This is a genomic window from Cupriavidus sp. FW306-1B-F12B (genome assembly GCF_058781795.1).
This window is the reverse complement of record NZ_JBYSXC010000004.1, coordinates 311835-327868: the sequence shown is the minus strand read 5'-3', so window position 1 is coordinate 327868 and position 16034 is coordinate 311835. Positions and strand designations below refer to the sequence as shown.

Genomic DNA, 16034 nt, shown 5'->3' with positions numbered 1-16034 from the left:
CGAATGCCCACTTCCCTGCCCGCGCAGCCGCTGGACGGCGCTTATGCCGTGCCCCCGGCCAGCCGCGCCGCACCGCGCCGTCGCGTGATCGCAGCCATCACCATTGGCAACGGCCTGGAGTTCTACGATTTCACCGTCTACAGCTTCTTCGCGGTACTGATCGGCCAGCTGTTCTTTCCCGTGAGCGGCAGCTTCGGCCAGCTGATGCTGTCGCTGGCCACGTTTGGCGTGGGCTTTGTCGCGCGCCCGCTCGGCGGCCTGCTGATCGGACTCTACGCCGACCGCGTGGGGCGCAAGCCGGCCATGGCGCTGACGCTGTGGCTGATGGGGCTGGGCTCGCTGCTGTTCGTGGTCACGCCCACCTATGCGCAGGCCGGCCTGGCCGCGCCGCTGCTGATCGTGCTCGCGCGGCTGCTGCAGGGCTTTGCGCTGGGCGGCGAGGTCGGGGCCTCCACGGCGCTGCTGATGGAGTACGCCGACGACCATTCCCGCGGCTACTACGGCAGCTGGCAGTTGTTCAGCCAGGGCGTGAGCGTGCTGCTGGGGGCGGTAGTCGGACTGTCGCTGACCAACGGCCTCTCGCCTGATGCCCTGCAAAGCTGGGGCTGGCGCGTGCCGTTCGCCATCGGCATCCTGGTGATCCCGCTCGGTCTCTATATCCGCCGCCACCTGGAAGAAACCGCCGAAGTGCCGGCCGCCTGCGCTCGGGGCCATGAACGCGCCGGCCTGGCTGAAATCTTCCGTGGGCACGGCCGCGTGGTGGTTGCCGGCGTGCTGGTGACGATCGGCGGCACCTCCGCGACCTATATCGTGCTGCACTACATGACCAGCTACGCGGTGACGGTGCTGAAGATCCCGCTCGGGCTCAGCATGGCCGCCGGCTGCGTCGCCGCGCTGGTGCAGGTGGCCCTGTCTGCGTATGCCGGCAGGCTGTCCGACCGCATCGGCCGCAAGCCCGCCATCCTGTGGTCGCGCGTGGCGATGCTGGTGCTGGTCTATCCCGCCTTCCTGCTGCTCAACGCACGGCCGTCGCTCGGCACGCTGCTGGCCGTGGTCGCGATGCTGGCCCTGCCGCTGGTGCTGAACGTGGTGCCGTCCGTGGTGCTGATCACTGAGTTGTTCCCGCGCCGCATCCGCGCGAGCGGGTTGTCGGTGGTCTATTGCATCGGCGTGCTGGTGTTCGGCGGCTTCGCGCAGCTGATCGCCACCTGGCTGATCGAACTGACCGGCAATGCCGGCGCGCCGGCGCTGTATGTGATCGGCTGCGGCCTGATTTCGCTGGTCGGGCTGGCGATGGTGCCGGAGACGGCGGGCAAGCGGCTGGACTGACTGTGGTGGACTACGCTCCGGACAAGATCCGGCGCGCGCGCTCCAGCACCGGGCGGTCCACCATCTTGCCGTCGACCGCCACCGCGGCGCCGTCGGCAGCGGCGGCCGCGGCCATGACGCGCCCGGCCCAGTGCCGCTCATCGGCCGACGGCGCCAGGCCGTCGTGCACGCCGCGGACCTGGCCCGGGTGGATCACCAGCTTGGCGCCAAAGCCGAAGGTCCGGGCGCGGCGCGTTTCCGCGGCAAGTGCAGCGTCATCGCCGATTGCGGTGCAAACGCCATCCACGGGCGCGGGCAAACCGGCCGCGCGGGAATGAAGCACCAGCCGGCTGCGAAAGTAGTGCAACGCTTCACCGTCGTCCTGCACGTCGAGATCGAACATCAGGTCGATGCTGCCGAACAGCAGCCGGACCACGCCGCCGGCACGGGCCAGCTCGCGCAAGCCGGCGAAGCCGGCGGCGTTCTCGACCAGCGGGAAACAGCGCACACCGGGCAATGCCGCAGCCAGCGCATGGACGCCGGCCGGATCGGCCTTCGGCAGCACGATTTCCGCGACACCCTGTGCGCGGCACCAGGCGAGGTCGTCTTCGTAGTACGCGGTATCGGCGCCGTTGATGCGCACCAGCATGGCGACGCCGGCTGCCGCTGCCTGCTGGCCCAGCGCCGCCCATGGGGCGCCAAGCCCGTCGCGGGCCTGCCCCTTGTCGGCGGGCGCGACCGCATCCTCGAAATCGACAATGACGGCATCGGCGCCGGAGCCGATCGCCTTGGCGATGCGCTCCGGGCGCGAGGCCGGGACAAACAGGTAGCTGCGAGGATTGGCGATCGGCATGGCTGCTCCTTTCAGACTGCGCCGGCCGAGCGCAACGCGGCAATCTGCGCCGCGGTCTGGCCCAGTTCGGCCAGGATGGCATCGGTGCTCGCGCCGAGCGCCGGAATCGGGTCCATGCGTGCCTCGGTCATGCCCGGCGGCAGCAACGCCGGCACCGGGCCCACCGGCGTGTCGACCTGGCGCCAGCGCTGGCGCGCCGCCAGCTGGGGGTGGTCCCAAACGTCAGCGATGGTATTGACCCGCGCATTGGCAATCCTGGCGGCCTCCAGCCGGTCGACCACTTCGGTGGCGGTCAGGCCCGAGAAGCTGTCGACGATGCGCGCGCGCAGCGCAGCGCGGTTCTGGTTGCGCAGGCTGTTGCTGGCAAAGTCGGGATGCGTGGCGAGATCGGGTTCGCCCAGCACTGCCTGGCAGAACACGACCCACTCGCGCTCGTTCTGCAGTCCCAGCATCACGGTCTTGCCATCGCCGGTCGGAAACGGGCCATAGGGATAGATGGTGGCATGTGCCGCGCCCGCGCGCGGCGGCGGCTCGGCGCCATCGAAGGCGTAGTAGAGCGGGAAGCCCATCCACTCCACCATCGATTCCAGCATCGAGATATCGATGCGCTTGCCGCGCCCGGTCTTGCCGCGTTCCAGCAGCGCGGCCAGGATATTGGTATAGGCGTACATGCCGGCCGCAATATCGGCCACCGAGGCACCTGCCTTGACGCCGTCGTCCGGCGTGCCGGTCACGGAGACAAAGCCGGACTCGCTCTGGACCAGCAGGTCGTAGGCTTTCTTGTCGCGGTACGGGCCGTCGCTGCCATAGCCCGAGATATCGCACACGATCAGGCGCGGGTACTTTTCGCTCAGGCTATCGAAGTCCAGGCCCAGGCGCGCGGCCGCGCCGGGCGCGAGGTTCTGCACCAGCACGTCCGCGCGTTCGAGCAGTCCGGCCAGCACGGGGGCGGCCCCGGCGTGCTTGACGTCGAGCGTCAGGCTCTCCTTGGAGCGGTTGGTCCAGACGAAGTGCGAAGACAAGCCGCGCACGCGCGTGTCGTAGGCGCGGGCAAAGTCGCCGCTGCCAGGCCGCTCGATCTTGATGATGCGCGCGCCCAGATCCGCCAGCTGGCGGGTGCAGAACGGGGCCGCGATCGCCTGCTCCAGGGAAACGACGGTGATGCCTTCGAGGGGATGGGGCATGGTGGTATCCGGTTTTGCGCAATGTCCTGACGGCAATCTACCGGAGCGGGCCGCACCTGGGAAATACCGATTGCCGAGGGGATCATAAGTAGAATGAATACCTTGGAATTCTCCCGGAGCCTGCCATGGACCTGCGCGCCATGCGCTATTTCATCGCCATCGTCGACCAGGGCAGCCTGACGCGGGCAGCCGAAGTGGTCTGCGTGGCGCAGCCCGCACTCAGCCAGCAGCTGGCGGCACTGGAAAAAGAGCTGGGCGTGCCGCTGGTCCACCGCGGCGCCAAAGGTGTCAAACCCACGGAAGCCGGCCGCACGCTCTATCGCCACGCCCGCAATATCCTGCGGCAGGTGGAGATCGCAGGCGCCGAGGCCCGGGTGGCCGGCACGGATGTTACCGGCATGGTTGCCATCGGCCTGCCCACCACGGCGGCAGCGGCATTCGGCATGCCGCTGATCCGCGCGGTGCGCGCCCGCTATCCGCAAATCCGGCTGCAGCTGTTCGAGAGCATGAGCGGTTATATCTCGGAGCTGCTGGACCACAACCGGCTGGACTTCGCCATCCTGTTCCGCGATGTGCCGTCGCGCGCGGTGGAACTGGAGCGGCTGGCGAGCGAATCGCTATACCTGGTCGGGACGCCTCCCGTGACGCGCGGGCGCGCAACGGCGCAAGCGAAGTCCCGGGTGCAGGCCGGTGCGGAAGGCGCCACGGTCGCGATCAAGGCACTGGGCGAGCTGCCACTCGTGCTGCCAAGCGGCTCGCAGGGCCTGCGCGAAGTGGTCGAGCTTGCCTTCGCGCAGGCCGGCGTGTCGCTGAACGTGGTGGCCGACCTGGATTCGCTGCCCTTCCTGCTGGCGACCGCGCGCGAGGGCCTGGCGTGCACCATCCTGCCCGCGTCGTCGCTGTCCGACGCGGACAGCGAAGTGCCGCGGCACCTGATCGTGCCGGAACTGCGCCGCACGCTGTCGCTGTGCTGGCCACGCGCGCTGCCGCGCACCAGCGCGGCCGAGGCCGTGGCGGAGGTGCTGCGTGAACTGGTGGCCGAGCGCATTGCGGCAGGCGGGTCGCTCAAGCCGCTCATTCCGCCGCCTGCGGCCGATCAATAAAACTTATGCCCGTAGTCGGCGATTGAATTTCACGCCGGCGCGGCAGTCGGCTAGAGTTGCCACCAGCCTGGGCCGGCATTCACGGCCCCGCAATTCCAGGAGACACCATGCAACGCACCCGCCGCGCCCTGGCAGCCGCCGCTGCCCTGGCCGCATGCCTGCCGCTGTTCAGCGCCAGGGCCCTCGCCGCCGCCCCCTATCCGTCCAAGCCCATCCAGATGATCGTGCCGCAGGCGCCGGGCGGCACCAATGACATCGTCGCGCGCCTGGTCGCCGCGACCCTGTCGCAACGGCTCGGCCAGCAAGTGGTGGTGGAAAACCGCCCGGGCGCCGGCGGCAATATCGGCACCCAGGCAGCGGCCCGCGCCACGCCGGACGGCTACACGCTGCTGATGACCATCAGCAGCACGCAGGCCATCAACCCGTCGCTGTACCGCAGCATCCCGTTCGACCCGGTCAAGGATTTCGAGCCGATCGCCCCGGTGGCAAGCGTGCCGAACGTGCTGGTGGCCAATCCCGCCTTCCCCGCCAAGTCGCTGCCCGAACTGATCGCGATGGCCAAGGCCAGGCCGGACTACTACCGCTATGCCTCCGCCGGCAATGGCACGCTGAACCACCTGCTGGGCGAGATGCTCAACAGCATGGCCGGCATCAAGCTCGAACACGTGCCCTACAAGGGCGTCGCGCCGGCGCTGAACGATGTGCTGGGCAACCAGGTGCCGCTGGCCTTCGCCAGCCTGCCGTCGGTGCTGGCCCATATCAAGGCGGGCAAGGTGCGCGCGCTCGGCGTCAGCTCCGCCAAGCGCTCGCCGTTCGCGCCGGACATTCCCGCGATCAACGAAACCGTGCCCGGGTATAGCGGCGACCTCTGGGTCGGCCTGTTCGCGGTAAAGAATACGCCGAAGGACGTGACCCAAAAGCTCGGCCAGGCCATGCAGGAGATCCTGGCGGACAAGACCCTGCGCGACAAGCTGGCGGCACAGGGCGCCGAAGTGATGACGGGCACGCCGCAGCAGTTCAGCAAGATGCTGGCGTCCGACATGGACAAGTGGGCCCGCATCGTGAAGGCATCGGGCGCGCAGGTGGACTAAGCGCAAAACGGACACCCAGGCGGCACGCCAGCGGGCATGCCGCCACTCCCGCACACCCCCAACCCTATCGGGCAACGAGCGCCGCCAGCTCCAGCACCCACCGGTCGCGAAATTATCGCGACAAGACCCCTTCCAGCAGCTTTCCTCAAGAGGTAGTTCCTGCCTTCGGCTAATCGTCGGGCCAGACAGCCCCACGACGGCGAACCATCAGGGCCATCCCTCTTGGTGTTTCCCCTAACTCAAAATGCCTTGGCGAAGCCTGCGGGAGTGCGCTACATTTGCATCAAATAAATCTTTTATTTGATTATTTATTTGATGCGCGCGATACGTCACGCGCCACCAGGAGACAGCGCCCCCCCGATGAGTTTCCAAAACCACTCCTTCTAGCGACGGCGGTGATAGGTCGCGATTTCACGCGTAGCGATCTCGTAGACCTTCTCCAGTTGTTCCAGCTGTCCGGCCGCCCTCAGCGCGCCGGGCTTAGGGCCGAATTCGCCTTGCGCGGTCTCGAGCAGTGTCTCGCGCCGCAAGCGGGCAAATTCGTCGCACACCCTTATGCCTTCGTCAGTGGCGAAGTAGTAAATGCCCGTGCGTGCGCTGCCGTATTTGTCGACCAGTTCGGCCTTGAGCAGCTTGCGCAACTCATATTGCATGTTGGGCACGTCCTGGCGATTGGTCATGTGCAGCAGGTCCTTGATGGTCTTGGGCCGCTCGTGCATCCGGATGATGTGCAGCAGGGTATTTTCCTGCCCGCTCAGCGTAATCCCGGTCACGGCCGCCAGGCATTCGGACTGCCACCGCAGGAACGACTGATAAACCCGCATGACGGCGTATTCGAGGTCGGTGATCTCGACGCTGAAATCATCCGTCGCCAGGTGCCAGCGATGTTGTTCGGCAGTACGGTCGATTTTCGCGGATGGCGTGGAGTTACTCGAGGTCTTGGGCATTGTCAGCTCGACGCACGTTGCGTGCGTGGGTTTTTCAGGGCAGTACGGGCGCCGCATTATCCGCGTGCGGCGCATGCTAGGGATTCTACTTGGCCGGGAGATACGCATGAGAAAAATTCTGAACACGAAGGACTTTGTACTGGGCACGTTTGCGACCAATTGCTCGGGTGGCATGTCGGTGACCAAGATCGGCGAGCGCTGGGACAACTCGTGGGAAAACAACGCGAAGCTGGCCCGGATGCTGGACGATGCCGGCATCGACTTCATGCTGCCGATCGCGCGCTGGATCGGCTACGGCGGCGAGACCGACTTCCACGGCTCGGTGCTGGAAACGATCACGTGGGCGGCCGGGTTGCTGGCGCAGACCAAGAACCTGACCGTATTCGCCACCATCCACACCGCGGCCAACCACCCGGCGGTGGTGGCCAAGCAGATCGCGACGCTGGACCAGATCGGCCAGGGCCGCGCGGGCCTGAACATCGTGGCGGGCTGGAACCGCCCCGAGTACGAAGCCCTGGGCCTGCCGCTGGCCGCCGGCCACGACAAGCGCTACAGCTATGCGCAGGAGTGGTTCGACGTCATCAAGCAGATCTGGGAGCGCGACGGCGCCTTCAACTATGACGGCGAGAACTTCCACCTGAAGGGCATCTACGGCCTGCCCAAGCCGTGGCACGGCGAGCGCCCGCCGATCCTGAACGCCGCCGGCTCCGGCGAAGGCCGCGACTTCGCCATCCAGAACGCCAACTTCCTGTTCACGCCGGCGATCGACCTGGAGCGTTCCAAAGTGGAAGTGGCCGAGCTGAAAGCCAAGGCCCGTGCGGCGGACAAGCCGGTGCAAGTGCTGACCTTCTCGCACGTGGTGTGCCGCCCGACCGAGCAGGAAGCGCGCGACTACCTGCGCCACTTTGCGCAGGACAACGCCGACTGGGCCGCGGTGGACAACCTGGTGGCGCTGCAGTTCGCCAACGCGCAGTCGTTCCCGCACGACCTGCTGGCGCTGATCCGCGACCGCATGGCGGCGGGCCACGGCGGCTTCCCGCTGGTGGGCACGCCCGAGCAAGTGGCCGATGGCATCTGCGCGCTGGCCGAAGCCGGCTTCAAGGGCACCACGCTGTCGTTCGTCGACTACGTGAAGGAGTTCCCGTACTTCCGCGACACGGTGCTGCCGATCCTGGAGGCACGCGGCCTGCGCCAGCCCGGAGGGTCGAAAAATGGCGGCCAGTAAGCACGACCGGCTGGCGGCGCTGCAGCAACAGTTCAAGCAGGCAATGCGCGGCTTCGCCGGCGCGGTGACCGTGGTGACGGTGGCCGAAGGCGAAGAGCGCAGCGGCTTCACCGCAACCTCGGTGTCGTCGTTCTCGGCCGAGCCGCCGATGGTGGTGGCGTCGATGAAGGCGAGGAGTTCTTCGGCCGGGCTGCTGCAGAGCACGCGGCGCTTCGGCGTGAACCTGCTGCGCGTGGAGCAGCAGGCGATCGCGCAGCGCTTCACCGGCTTTGGCGGCGAGGCCGGCGCCGCGCGCTACGGCAGCGACGCCTGGACCCAGCTGACCCCCGATGGCGCCCCGGTGCTGGCCGATGCCGTGGTGGCAATGGATTGCGAGGCCGAGGAACTGCTGGAGCGCCACGGGCACATCCTGATCATCGGGCGCGTGCGGGCGGTCCATGTGGCCGAACAGGCCCCGGCGCCGCTGCTCTACTGGCAGGGACGGTACACGCGGCTGGCGCACGCTTCGGCCTGATACGGCGCACACAACAAGGAAACCCCATGAGCAACACCGTGCAACAGCTTGCCGCGGACCTTTCCGGCGGCAAGGCAAGGATCATCGACCTGACGCAGACCCTGTCGCCGGACTTCCCCGCGCTGGTGCTACCCCCCGAGTTCGGGCAGGTGTGGGCGTTCAAGATGGAACGCATCAGCCAATATGACGACAAGGGACCGGGCTGGTACTGGAACAACTTCTCCTGCGGCGAGCATACCGGCACGCATTTCGACGCGCCGGTGCACTGGATCTCGGGCAAGGACCACGCCAACAACACCGTGGACACCATCGACCCGGCCAACTTCATCGCCCCCGCGGTAGTGGTCGATGCCAGCGCCGAAGTGGCGGAGAACCCCGACTGGGTGCTGACGGTGGCGCACCTGCAGCGCTGGGAAGCCGACCACAGCCGCATTCCCGCCGGCGCCTGGGTGCTGCTGCGCACCGACTGGAGCAAGAAGACGGATCCGGCGGAGTTCCTGGGGCTGCGCGACGACGGCGCTCACACGCCTGGGCCAACGCAAGAAGCCGTCGAGTGGCTGATCCATGAACGCAATGTCCACGGCTTCGGCGTTGAAACCATCAACACCGATGCCGGCCAGTCCTACGCCTGGCCGCTGCCCTACCCGTGCCACACGCTGATGCACGGCGCGAACAAGTACGGCCTGCAATGCCTGAAGAACCTGGACCAGCTTCCGCCCACCGGCACGCTGATCGTGGCGGCACCGCTGAAGATCCAGAACGGGTCGGGCAGTCCGTTGCGGGTACTGGCGATCGCGGCCACCTGACAGAGCCGCAGACGTCCACAAGAAATGAGAAAGGAAGGGAGACAATGAAACACCAACGCAGGATCCTGCTGGCCGCCGTGGCGGCCGCCGGCAGCCTCGCCTCCGGCGCCGCGCAGGCCCAGAGCACCGTGCAGCTCTATGGCACGATTGACGCCTTTGCCGGCTCCGTGCGTGCCAGTGGCGATGCCCACAGCACCGCGGTCGTCGACAGTTCCGGCCTGACCACCTCCTACTGGGGCATTGGCGGGCAGGAAGCGCTCGGCAACGGCCTGAACGCCGAGTTCACGCTGGAGAGCTTTTTCCGTACCGACAACGGCAAGGTCGGCCGCTTCGACGGCGACGTCATGTTCGGGCGCAATGCCTATGTTGGCCTGAACGGAGGTTTCGGCGCGATCAAGCTCGGCCGCAACACCACGCCGTGGTTCGTGTCGATGTTGCTGTTCAACCCGCTGGCGGATTCGGCCGTGTTCTCGCCGATGTTCCTGCATGCCTACACCACGCCGCCGGGCGCGCCGGTCGGCAACTCGGTCGCAGGTGACACCGCCTGGGACAATTCGGTGCTGTACCAGAGTCCGGGCTTCGGCGGGCTGCGCTTCAATGCGATCTACGCCACCGGGGAGAGCACCGGCCACCAGGGCAAGCAGAACTACGGCGGCAATGCCACCTATTTCAATGGCAACTTTGGCGCCACGCTGGCGGTGCAGCGCGTGGGGGTCAATGCACCGGAGTTCGCTGCCAGCGGCGCCAGCTACCAGATGGCCTACCTGGCGGGCGTGTCCTACGACTTCAAGGTGGTCAAGCTGTTCGGCCAGTACGCGCAGTCGGACAACAGCTTCAGCACGCTGAGCCGGCAACGCAACCGCACCATGCAGGTGGGCGCCAGCGCCCCGCTGGGACCGGGCTCGCTGATGGCAACGTGGGTGCGTACCTGGCAGGGCGGCAACGAGACGCTGGGCTCGGCCCGCCGCGATACCACCACGCTGGCCTACGACTACCCGTTCTCCAAGCGCACCGACCTTTACGCCGCCTGGCGCTATGACAAGGTGACCGACCTGAATCCGGGCAACACCTTCGGGCTGGGCCTGCGCCACAAGTTCTAGTGGCAGCCTCGGCGCCTCCGGTCGAGGCGCCGACCAGATTTCCTTCGTCGCTCCAAAAAAATATTTCCACAATCATATGTTTATGCCTAAACTATGTGGAACGACAACAAACGCGTGGCGACGATCGCGCGAAACAGGTTCCCTGGCGGCCTCTCCGGTTCCCTATCCGCCACCCATCAGGAGACAGACAATGACCCCAGCTGGCACCATTCAGCCCTGGCACCCCGCTTCTCGCGCGACCCATACCGTACTTTTCGTATGCTTCCTTGCGATTCTCTTTGAAGGCTATGACGTCGGCGTCATGGGAGCGGTATTGCCCGCACTCGCCGACGACCGCAACTGGAACCTGACGCCGCTGGAACTCGGTGCCCTCAGCAGCTATGCCCTGGTCGGCATGTTCTTTGGCGCCTTCCTGATCGGCACGCTGAGCGAGATGATCGGGCGCCGCCGCATGCTGCTGCTCTGTGTTTCCCTGTTCTCGCTGACCATGCTGGGCGCGTCCTATGCGCCGACGCCGGCCATCTTCGGCGTCTTGCGCTTCATCGGCGGGCTCGGCCTTGGTGGCGTCATTCCCGTAGCCGCCGCCTTGACCATCGAGTACTCGCCGCCGCACCGCCGCAGCTTCAACTATGGGCTGATGTACTCGGGGTATTCCGTGGGCATCCTTTGCGCCGCACTCATTGCGATGTGGCTGTTGCCCAGCCTTGGCTGGCGTGGCGTGATTGGCCTGGGTGCCGTGCCGATGGTGTTGATACCCCTGATGGCGTGGATGCTGCCCGAATCGCTGGAGTACCTGGTGGGGCAAGGGCGAATCGATGAAGCGCAGGCATTGGCCGATCGCACCGGTCATGGCCGGCTGCCGTCACAAGTCCGGCCCGCCAGCAGCGCCGCCCGCGCCACCTGGCGCGACGTGATGTCGAGCATGTTCGCCCGCAAGCAGCTGCGCGCGACGGCGTGCTTCTGGATCGCACTGTTCTTCGGCTTGCTGCTGGTTTATGGCCTCAATACGTGGCTGCCGACCATCATGCGCAAGAATGGCTACGACCTCGGCTCCAGCCTTTCCTTCCTGGTTATCTTCAGCCTCGCTTCCGCGGTGGGCGGCCTGTTCCTGGGCAGCGCGGCCGACAAGATGGGTGCGCGTGGCACCGTCGCGGTCTTCTACCTGATCGGCGCTCTCGCCATCGGCGCGCTGATGTTCCGCAACTCCGTTGTCGTCAACTACCTGCTGGTCGCGCTGGCTGGCGTTGGCAGCGTCTCGGCATCCCTGATCCTTACAGGCTATCTGGCCGGCTACTACCCGGCACACGCACGGGCCGCGGCAACAGGATGGGCCCTGAGCTTCGCGCGAATCGGCGCCATGAGCGGCCCGCTCGTCGGCGGTTACGTGGCCGGCTCAGGCCTGAGTTTCGGCTGGAACTTCATCACGTTCTCCATTGCGGGCCTTGTCGCTGCACTGGCTGTGGCGCTGCTGCCATCGACACGGCAACCAGTCGTGGCCCGCGCCGCCCAGCAAAGCAACGCATAAAGCGCCTGAAAAGGGAATTCGGCTTCCACGGAAGCCGTCCACGTGACCTCGAGTTCCGCGCATATATATGATTATGCAAATATTTATGTTCAAACTATATTCATCTCGCCACAACGTGGGCGTCAGGAAGAGAAGCCATGGCTGAGCGTTCGTTTGCCGAAGAAGTCAAGAAGTTGCGCCTGGGTTCCGGCGAGGTATTCAGCGGCGAGGGCATCCTCGCGGTCACCAAGGCGCTGCTGGAGTCCGGTGTCGCCTACGTCGCCGGCTACCAGGGCTCGCCGATCTCGCACCTGATGGACGTGCTGGCCGATGCGCAGGACATCCTTGCCGAGCATGGCATCCGCTTCGAGAACAGCGCGAGTGAAGCCACCGCGGCCGCGTCGCTGGCCGCCTCGGTCAACTACCCGCTGCGCGGCGCGGTCACGTTCAAGGCCACCGTGGGCACCAACGTGGCCTCGGACGCGCTGGCCAACCTGGCATCGGGCGGGGTCACCGGCGGCACGCTGATCATCGTCGGCGAAGACTACGGCGAAGGTTCCTCGATCATGCAGGAGCGCAGCCACGCGTTCGCGATGAAGTCGCAGATGTGGCTGCTCGATCCGCGCCCCAACCTGCCGTGCATCGTGCAGGCGGTGAAGGACGGCTTCGACCTGTCCGAAGCTTCCAATACACCGGTGATGCTCCAGCTGCGCGTGCGCTCGTGCCACGTACACGGCCAGTTCGTCGCTTCCGACAACCGCCGCAGCCGCTTCTCGATCCAGGACGCGCTGGACCACCCCACGCGCGACCTCAGCCGCATCGTGCTGCCCCCGGCGAGCTTCGTGCACGAGCACGAGAAGATCAAGCAGCGCTGGCCCGCCGCCGTGAAGTTCATCGAGGAACGCCAGCTCAATGAGTTCTTCCAGGGCGAGATGGATGACATCGGCATCGCCGTGCAGGGCGGCAGCTACAACACGCTGGTCCGCGCACTGGAGCAGCTCGGCCTGGCCGATGTGTTCGGCGAGTCGAAGATCCCGCTGTACGTGATGAACGTGGCCTACCCGCTGATCGATTCGGAGTGGGAACGCTTCTGCGCGGGCAAGCGCGCCGTGCTGGTGCTGGAAGAAGGCCAGCCCAACTTTATCGAGCAGAACGCCGCCAACATCCTGCGCATGGCCGGCACCACCGCGACGCTGCATGGCAAGGACCTGCTGCCGCTGGCCGGCGAGTACAACACCGCGACCGTGCTCAAGGGCTTGCGCGCCTTCCTGGAGCAGTACGGCAAGCTTGAACCGCTGCCTGAGCCGAAGCCGGCCCGCAAGGTGATCCCGCTGGTTCAGGCGCCGGCCGCCACCGTCGACGCCGTGGCTGCCGAGGTGCTGGAACCGCAGAAGCTGGTCGACGAGAGCGTGCATGCGCGCCCGCCCGGTTTCTGCACCGGCTGCCCGGAGCGCCCGATCTTCACCGCGATGAAGCTGGTCGAGCGCGAGATCGGCGAGCACCACGTCAGCGCCGACATCGGCTGCCACCTGTTCTCGATCCTGCCGCCGTTCAACCTGGGCAACACCACCATGGGCTACGGCCTGGGCGGCGCCAGCGCTGCGGCGCTGAACGCGCCCGGCGGCAAGCGCGCCATCTCCGTGATGGGCGATGGCGGCTTCTGGCACAACGGCCTGACCAGCGGCATCGCCAACGCGGTCTTCAACAAGAGCGATAACCTGACCATCGTGGTCGACAACAGCTACACGTCGGCCACCGGCGGGCAGGACATCCTGTCCTCGACCGCGCTGAACGACACCCGTAGCACCGGCCACGCCATCGAGGACGCGGTCAAGGGCGTGGGCGTAAAGTGGGTACGCACCATCCGCCGCACCTATGACCTGAAGGCGATGAAGGCCACCCTCAAGGAAGCGCTGACCACCGGTGCCAAGGGTCCGAAGGTGCTGATCGCGCAGAGCGAATGCATGCTGAACAAGCAGCGCCGCGAGAAGCCGAAGACGCGCAAGGCGATCGCAGACGGCCAGCGCGTGGTACGCGAGCGCTTTGGCGTGGATTCAGACACCTGCACCGGCGATCACTCGTGCATCCGGCTGTCCGGCTGCCCTTCGCTGACGATCAAGCCCAACCCGGACCCGCTGCGCACCGATCCGGTCGCCTCCGTGCTGGACAGCTGCGTGGGCTGCGGCCTGTGCGGCGAGGTGTCGCACGCTGCGGTCCTTTGCCCGTCGTTCTACCGCGCGCAGATCGTCACCAACCCGACCCGCATCGACAAGCTGCGCCAGCGCCTGCGCGACGCCGTGATCGGCTTCCTGCAGCGCCGCGATGCCGCGCGCCGCACCCGCCTTGCATTCTGAACACCAAGTTTCGAGAGGTTCAATCGTGAACGCACCCAACAACCTCAGCGCCAAGCCGATCAAGGTCGCCATCCTCGCCATGGGTGGCGAGGGCGGCGGCGTGCTGGCCGACTGGATCGTGGATCTGGGCGAGCACAACGGCTATATCGCGCAAACCACGTCGGTGCCCGGCGTGGCGCAGCGCACCGGCGCTACCATCTACTACGTCGAGCTGTTCCCGCGCGACCTGGCCGAGCAGGCTGGCCGCCAGCCGGTGCTGGCGCTGATGCCCACCCCTGGCGATGTCGATGTGGTACTCGCCTCCGAGCTGATGGAAGCCGGCCGCGCCGTGCAGCGCGGACTGGTGACGCCGGAGCGCACCACGCTGGTGTCTTCCACCCACCGCGTGTACTCCATTGCCGAGAAGTCCGCGATGGGCGATGGCCGCGTCGACAGCAACGAGCTGATCGCCCACGCCGGCAAGGCCGCCAAACGCTTTGTGCGCTTCGACATGGCGCAGGCCGCCGAAGCCAGCGGCAGCGTCATCAGCGCCGTGCTGTTCGGCGCGCTGGCCGGCACCGGCGTGCTGCCGTTCAGCCGCGCGCAGTTCGAAGCCACCATCGAGCGCGGCGGCGTGGGCGTGAAGCCCAGCCTGCGCGCCTTCGGCGCGGCGTTCGCCACGGCCGAGGCCGCCGAGACGCCCGCCGCGGAAGCCGCAAAGCCGCTGGGCGAACTCAAGCCGCAGGATCCCAGGGTTGCGCAGTTGCTGCATCGCGCCCGCGCCGAACAGCCGGCCGAAAACTGGCCAGTCGTGGTCGAAGGCGTGCGCCGCATGATCGACTACCAGGACGTGGCCTATGCCGGCCTGTATCTGGATCGGCTGGCCGCCGTGCGCCAGGCCGTCGGCAAGGACGACAGCGCCCTGCTGCGCGAAACCGCGCGCCACCTGGCGCTGTGGATGTCGTACGAGGACACCATTCGCGTGGCCGACATCAAGACCCGCGACTCGCGCTTCGCGCGGGTGCGGGGCGAGGTGCGCGCCGGCGACAAGCAATTGCTGGCGATCAACGAGTTCATGCACCCGCGCCTGGAAGAAATCTGCGAGACCTTGCCGGCCGGAATCGGCCGCTGGCTGATGCAGCCGCATTTCGTGCACCGCCTGGTGCGCCACTTCACCACCTCCGGCCGCGTGGTCACCACCAGTTCGTTGCGCGGCTACCTGATGCTGTGGGCGGTGTCGCGCCTGCGCGGCATCCGCCGCAGCACGCTGCGCTATGCGCTGGAAACCGAGCGCATCGAGGGCTGGCTGGCCCAGGTACTGGCCGCCGCGCGCCTCAATCCGGCGCTGGCGCTGGAAGTGGTGCAGTGCCAGCGGCTGGTGAAAGGCTACAGCGACACCCATGTGCGCGGCCTGACCAACTACCAGACCCTGATGAACGCCGTGATGCGGGCCGGCGCCCGCCTGGCCCCGGCCACGCTGCGCGAGTTGCGCGAGGCCGCGCTGGCCGACGAGCACGGCAAGAAGCTGAAGGAAGCCCTCGCCCGCCACGCGCTGGCGTGACCCACACGGGCCAACCCCTAGCAGGAACCGCAGACCATGAGCACTACGCATACCTTCCGGCGCCAGCACAAGATCCATTTCTCGGAATGCGATCCGGCCGGCATCGTCTTCTACCCGCAGTACTTCGTGCTGTTCAACGACCTCATCGAACGCTGGGTCGACTGCCTGTTGCCGGCTGGCTATCACGGCGTGATCGGCGCACGCCGGCTGGGCATGCCGACCGTGCACCTGGAGGTGGACTTCAAGGCGATCAGCCGCTTTGGCGACCAGGTCTGGCTCGAGCTGGAAGTGGTGCGGGTCGGCGGCAAGTCGATCACGCTGAACTGGCGCTGCACGGGCGCAGACGGCGAGCTGCGCATGTCGGCCACGCAGACCATCGTGATGACTTCGCTGGACACGCACCTGGCGCTCCCGGTGCCCGATGACCTGCGGGGCGCCATCGAACACGGCCCTGCCCCCGCAGACCAGCCTTATCCCGAAATCACCGTCTGAATGCCGACGGACC

At 66.8% G+C, this 16034-nt stretch carries 14 protein-coding genes; 11 read left to right on the top strand and 3 right to left on the bottom strand.

Translation table 11 applies throughout. From position 1 onward, the window contains the following. Window positions 1–3: 3 nt before the first annotated feature. Window positions 4–1329: an MFS transporter gene (locus AC3WLE_RS09695; protein ID WP_492317257.1), complete on the top strand. Its 1326-nt coding sequence runs from the start codon at window positions 4–6 to the stop codon at window positions 1327–1329. Between the two features lie 10 nt (window positions 1330–1339). Here the strand turns inward: AC3WLE_RS09695 and AC3WLE_RS09690 are convergent, their stop codons facing one another. Beyond that, on the bottom strand, window positions 1340–2161 hold the full coding sequence (locus tag AC3WLE_RS09690) for an HpcH/HpaI aldolase/citrate lyase family protein (protein WP_492356050.1): 822 nt from the start codon (window positions 2159–2161) through the stop codon (window positions 1340–1342). A gap of 11 nt (window positions 2162–2172) precedes the next feature. Then, complete coding sequence (locus AC3WLE_RS09685) at window positions 2173–3345, bottom strand: CaiB/BaiF CoA transferase family protein (protein WP_492317255.1); 1173 nt, start codon at window positions 3343–3345, stop codon at window positions 2173–2175. Window positions 3346–3470: 125 nt separating this feature from the next. Between AC3WLE_RS09685 and AC3WLE_RS09680 the strand changes: the two genes are divergently transcribed. After that, window positions 3471–4448 (top strand): LysR substrate-binding domain-containing protein, encoded by a 978-nt coding sequence (locus AC3WLE_RS09680; protein ID WP_492356051.1) that lies wholly within the window; start codon window positions 3471–3473, stop codon window positions 4446–4448. A 107-nt stretch (window positions 4449–4555) separates the two neighbouring features. Further along, window positions 4556–5539, top strand: a complete 984-nt coding sequence (locus tag AC3WLE_RS09675) for a Bug family tripartite tricarboxylate transporter substrate binding protein (protein ID WP_011617655.1) — start codon at window positions 4556–4558, stop codon at window positions 5537–5539. A 383-nt stretch (window positions 5540–5922) separates the two neighbouring features. Here AC3WLE_RS09675 and AC3WLE_RS09670 read toward each other — a convergent pair whose 3' ends face one another. Further along, window positions 5923–6486, bottom strand: a complete 564-nt coding sequence (locus AC3WLE_RS09670) for a winged helix DNA-binding protein (protein ID WP_492352379.1) — start codon at window positions 6484–6486, stop codon at window positions 5923–5925. Between the two features lie 106 nt (window positions 6487–6592). Between AC3WLE_RS09670 and AC3WLE_RS09665 the strand changes: the two genes are divergently transcribed. From AC3WLE_RS09665 to AC3WLE_RS09630, 8 genes are all read left to right on the top strand, one after another. After that, window positions 6593–7711, top strand: coding sequence for an LLM class flavin-dependent oxidoreductase (locus AC3WLE_RS09665; protein ID WP_492356052.1), 1119 nt, complete (start codon window positions 6593–6595; stop codon window positions 7709–7711). Next, on the top strand, window positions 7698–8225 hold the full coding sequence (locus tag AC3WLE_RS09660) for a flavin reductase family protein (RefSeq protein WP_492352377.1): 528 nt from the start codon (window positions 7698–7700) through the stop codon (window positions 8223–8225). Before AC3WLE_RS09665 ends, AC3WLE_RS09660 begins: the two co-directional genes overlap by 14 nt. A gap of 26 nt (window positions 8226–8251) precedes the next feature. Further along, window positions 8252–9031, top strand: a complete 780-nt coding sequence (locus tag AC3WLE_RS09655) for a cyclase family protein (protein WP_492317251.1) — start codon at window positions 8252–8254, stop codon at window positions 9029–9031. A gap of 44 nt (window positions 9032–9075) precedes the next feature. Then, window positions 9076–10131 (top strand): porin, encoded by a 1056-nt coding sequence (locus AC3WLE_RS09650; protein WP_492356053.1) that lies wholly within the window; start codon window positions 9076–9078, stop codon window positions 10129–10131. A gap of 190 nt (window positions 10132–10321) precedes the next feature. Beyond that, window positions 10322–11656 carry an MFS transporter gene (locus AC3WLE_RS09645; protein WP_492356074.1) on the top strand — a complete coding sequence of 445 codons (1335 nt, stop codon included), beginning with the start codon at window positions 10322–10324 and terminating at the stop codon, window positions 11654–11656. A gap of 137 nt (window positions 11657–11793) precedes the next feature. Next, entirely contained in the window at window positions 11794–13989 is a 2196-nt protein-coding gene (locus AC3WLE_RS09640; protein WP_492356054.1) for a thiamine pyrophosphate-dependent enzyme, read from the top strand. A gap of 79 nt (window positions 13990–14068) precedes the next feature. Beyond that, window positions 14069–15529 (top strand): indolepyruvate oxidoreductase subunit beta family protein, encoded by a 1461-nt coding sequence (locus tag AC3WLE_RS09635; RefSeq protein WP_492356075.1) that lies wholly within the window; start codon window positions 14069–14071, stop codon window positions 15527–15529. A gap of 36 nt (window positions 15530–15565) precedes the next feature. Further along, window positions 15566–16021, top strand: a complete 456-nt coding sequence (locus AC3WLE_RS09630) for an acyl-CoA thioesterase (protein WP_492317247.1) — start codon at window positions 15566–15568, stop codon at window positions 16019–16021. Window positions 16022–16034 lie beyond the last annotated feature (13 nt).

Coding starts and splice junctions, on each gene's coding strand:
- AC3WLE_RS09685 (WP_492317255.1), bottom strand. CDS start 3,345: ATGCCCCATCCCCTCGAAGGCATCACCGTCGTTTCCCTGGAGCAGGCG.
- AC3WLE_RS09675 (WP_011617655.1), top strand. CDS start 4,556: ATGCAACGCACCCGCCGCGCCCTGGCAGCCGCCGCTGCCCTGGCCGCA.
- AC3WLE_RS09695 (WP_492317257.1), top strand. CDS start 4: ATGCCCACTTCCCTGCCCGCGCAGCCGCTGGACGGCGCTTATGCCGTG.
- AC3WLE_RS09660 (WP_492352377.1), top strand. CDS start 7,698: ATGGCGGCCAGTAAGCACGACCGGCTGGCGGCGCTGCAGCAACAGTTC.
- AC3WLE_RS09680 (WP_492356051.1), top strand. CDS start 3,471: ATGGACCTGCGCGCCATGCGCTATTTCATCGCCATCGTCGACCAGGGC.
- AC3WLE_RS09645 (WP_492356074.1), top strand. CDS start 10,322: ATGACCCCAGCTGGCACCATTCAGCCCTGGCACCCCGCTTCTCGCGCG.
- AC3WLE_RS09640 (WP_492356054.1), top strand. CDS start 11,794: ATGGCTGAGCGTTCGTTTGCCGAAGAAGTCAAGAAGTTGCGCCTGGGT.
- AC3WLE_RS09690 (WP_492356050.1), bottom strand. CDS start 2,161: ATGCCGATCGCCAATCCTCGCAGCTACCTGTTTGTCCCGGCCTCGCGC.
- AC3WLE_RS09650 (WP_492356053.1), top strand. CDS start 9,076: ATGAAACACCAACGCAGGATCCTGCTGGCCGCCGTGGCGGCCGCCGGC.
- AC3WLE_RS09670 (WP_492352379.1), bottom strand. CDS start 6,486: ATGCCCAAGACCTCGAGTAACTCCACGCCATCCGCGAAAATCGACCGT.
- AC3WLE_RS09630 (WP_492317247.1), top strand. CDS start 15,566: ATGAGCACTACGCATACCTTCCGGCGCCAGCACAAGATCCATTTCTCG.
- AC3WLE_RS09635 (WP_492356075.1), top strand. CDS start 14,069: ATGGGTGGCGAGGGCGGCGGCGTGCTGGCCGACTGGATCGTGGATCTG.
- AC3WLE_RS09655 (WP_492317251.1), top strand. CDS start 8,252: ATGAGCAACACCGTGCAACAGCTTGCCGCGGACCTTTCCGGCGGCAAG.
- AC3WLE_RS09665 (WP_492356052.1), top strand. CDS start 6,593: ATGAGAAAAATTCTGAACACGAAGGACTTTGTACTGGGCACGTTTGCG.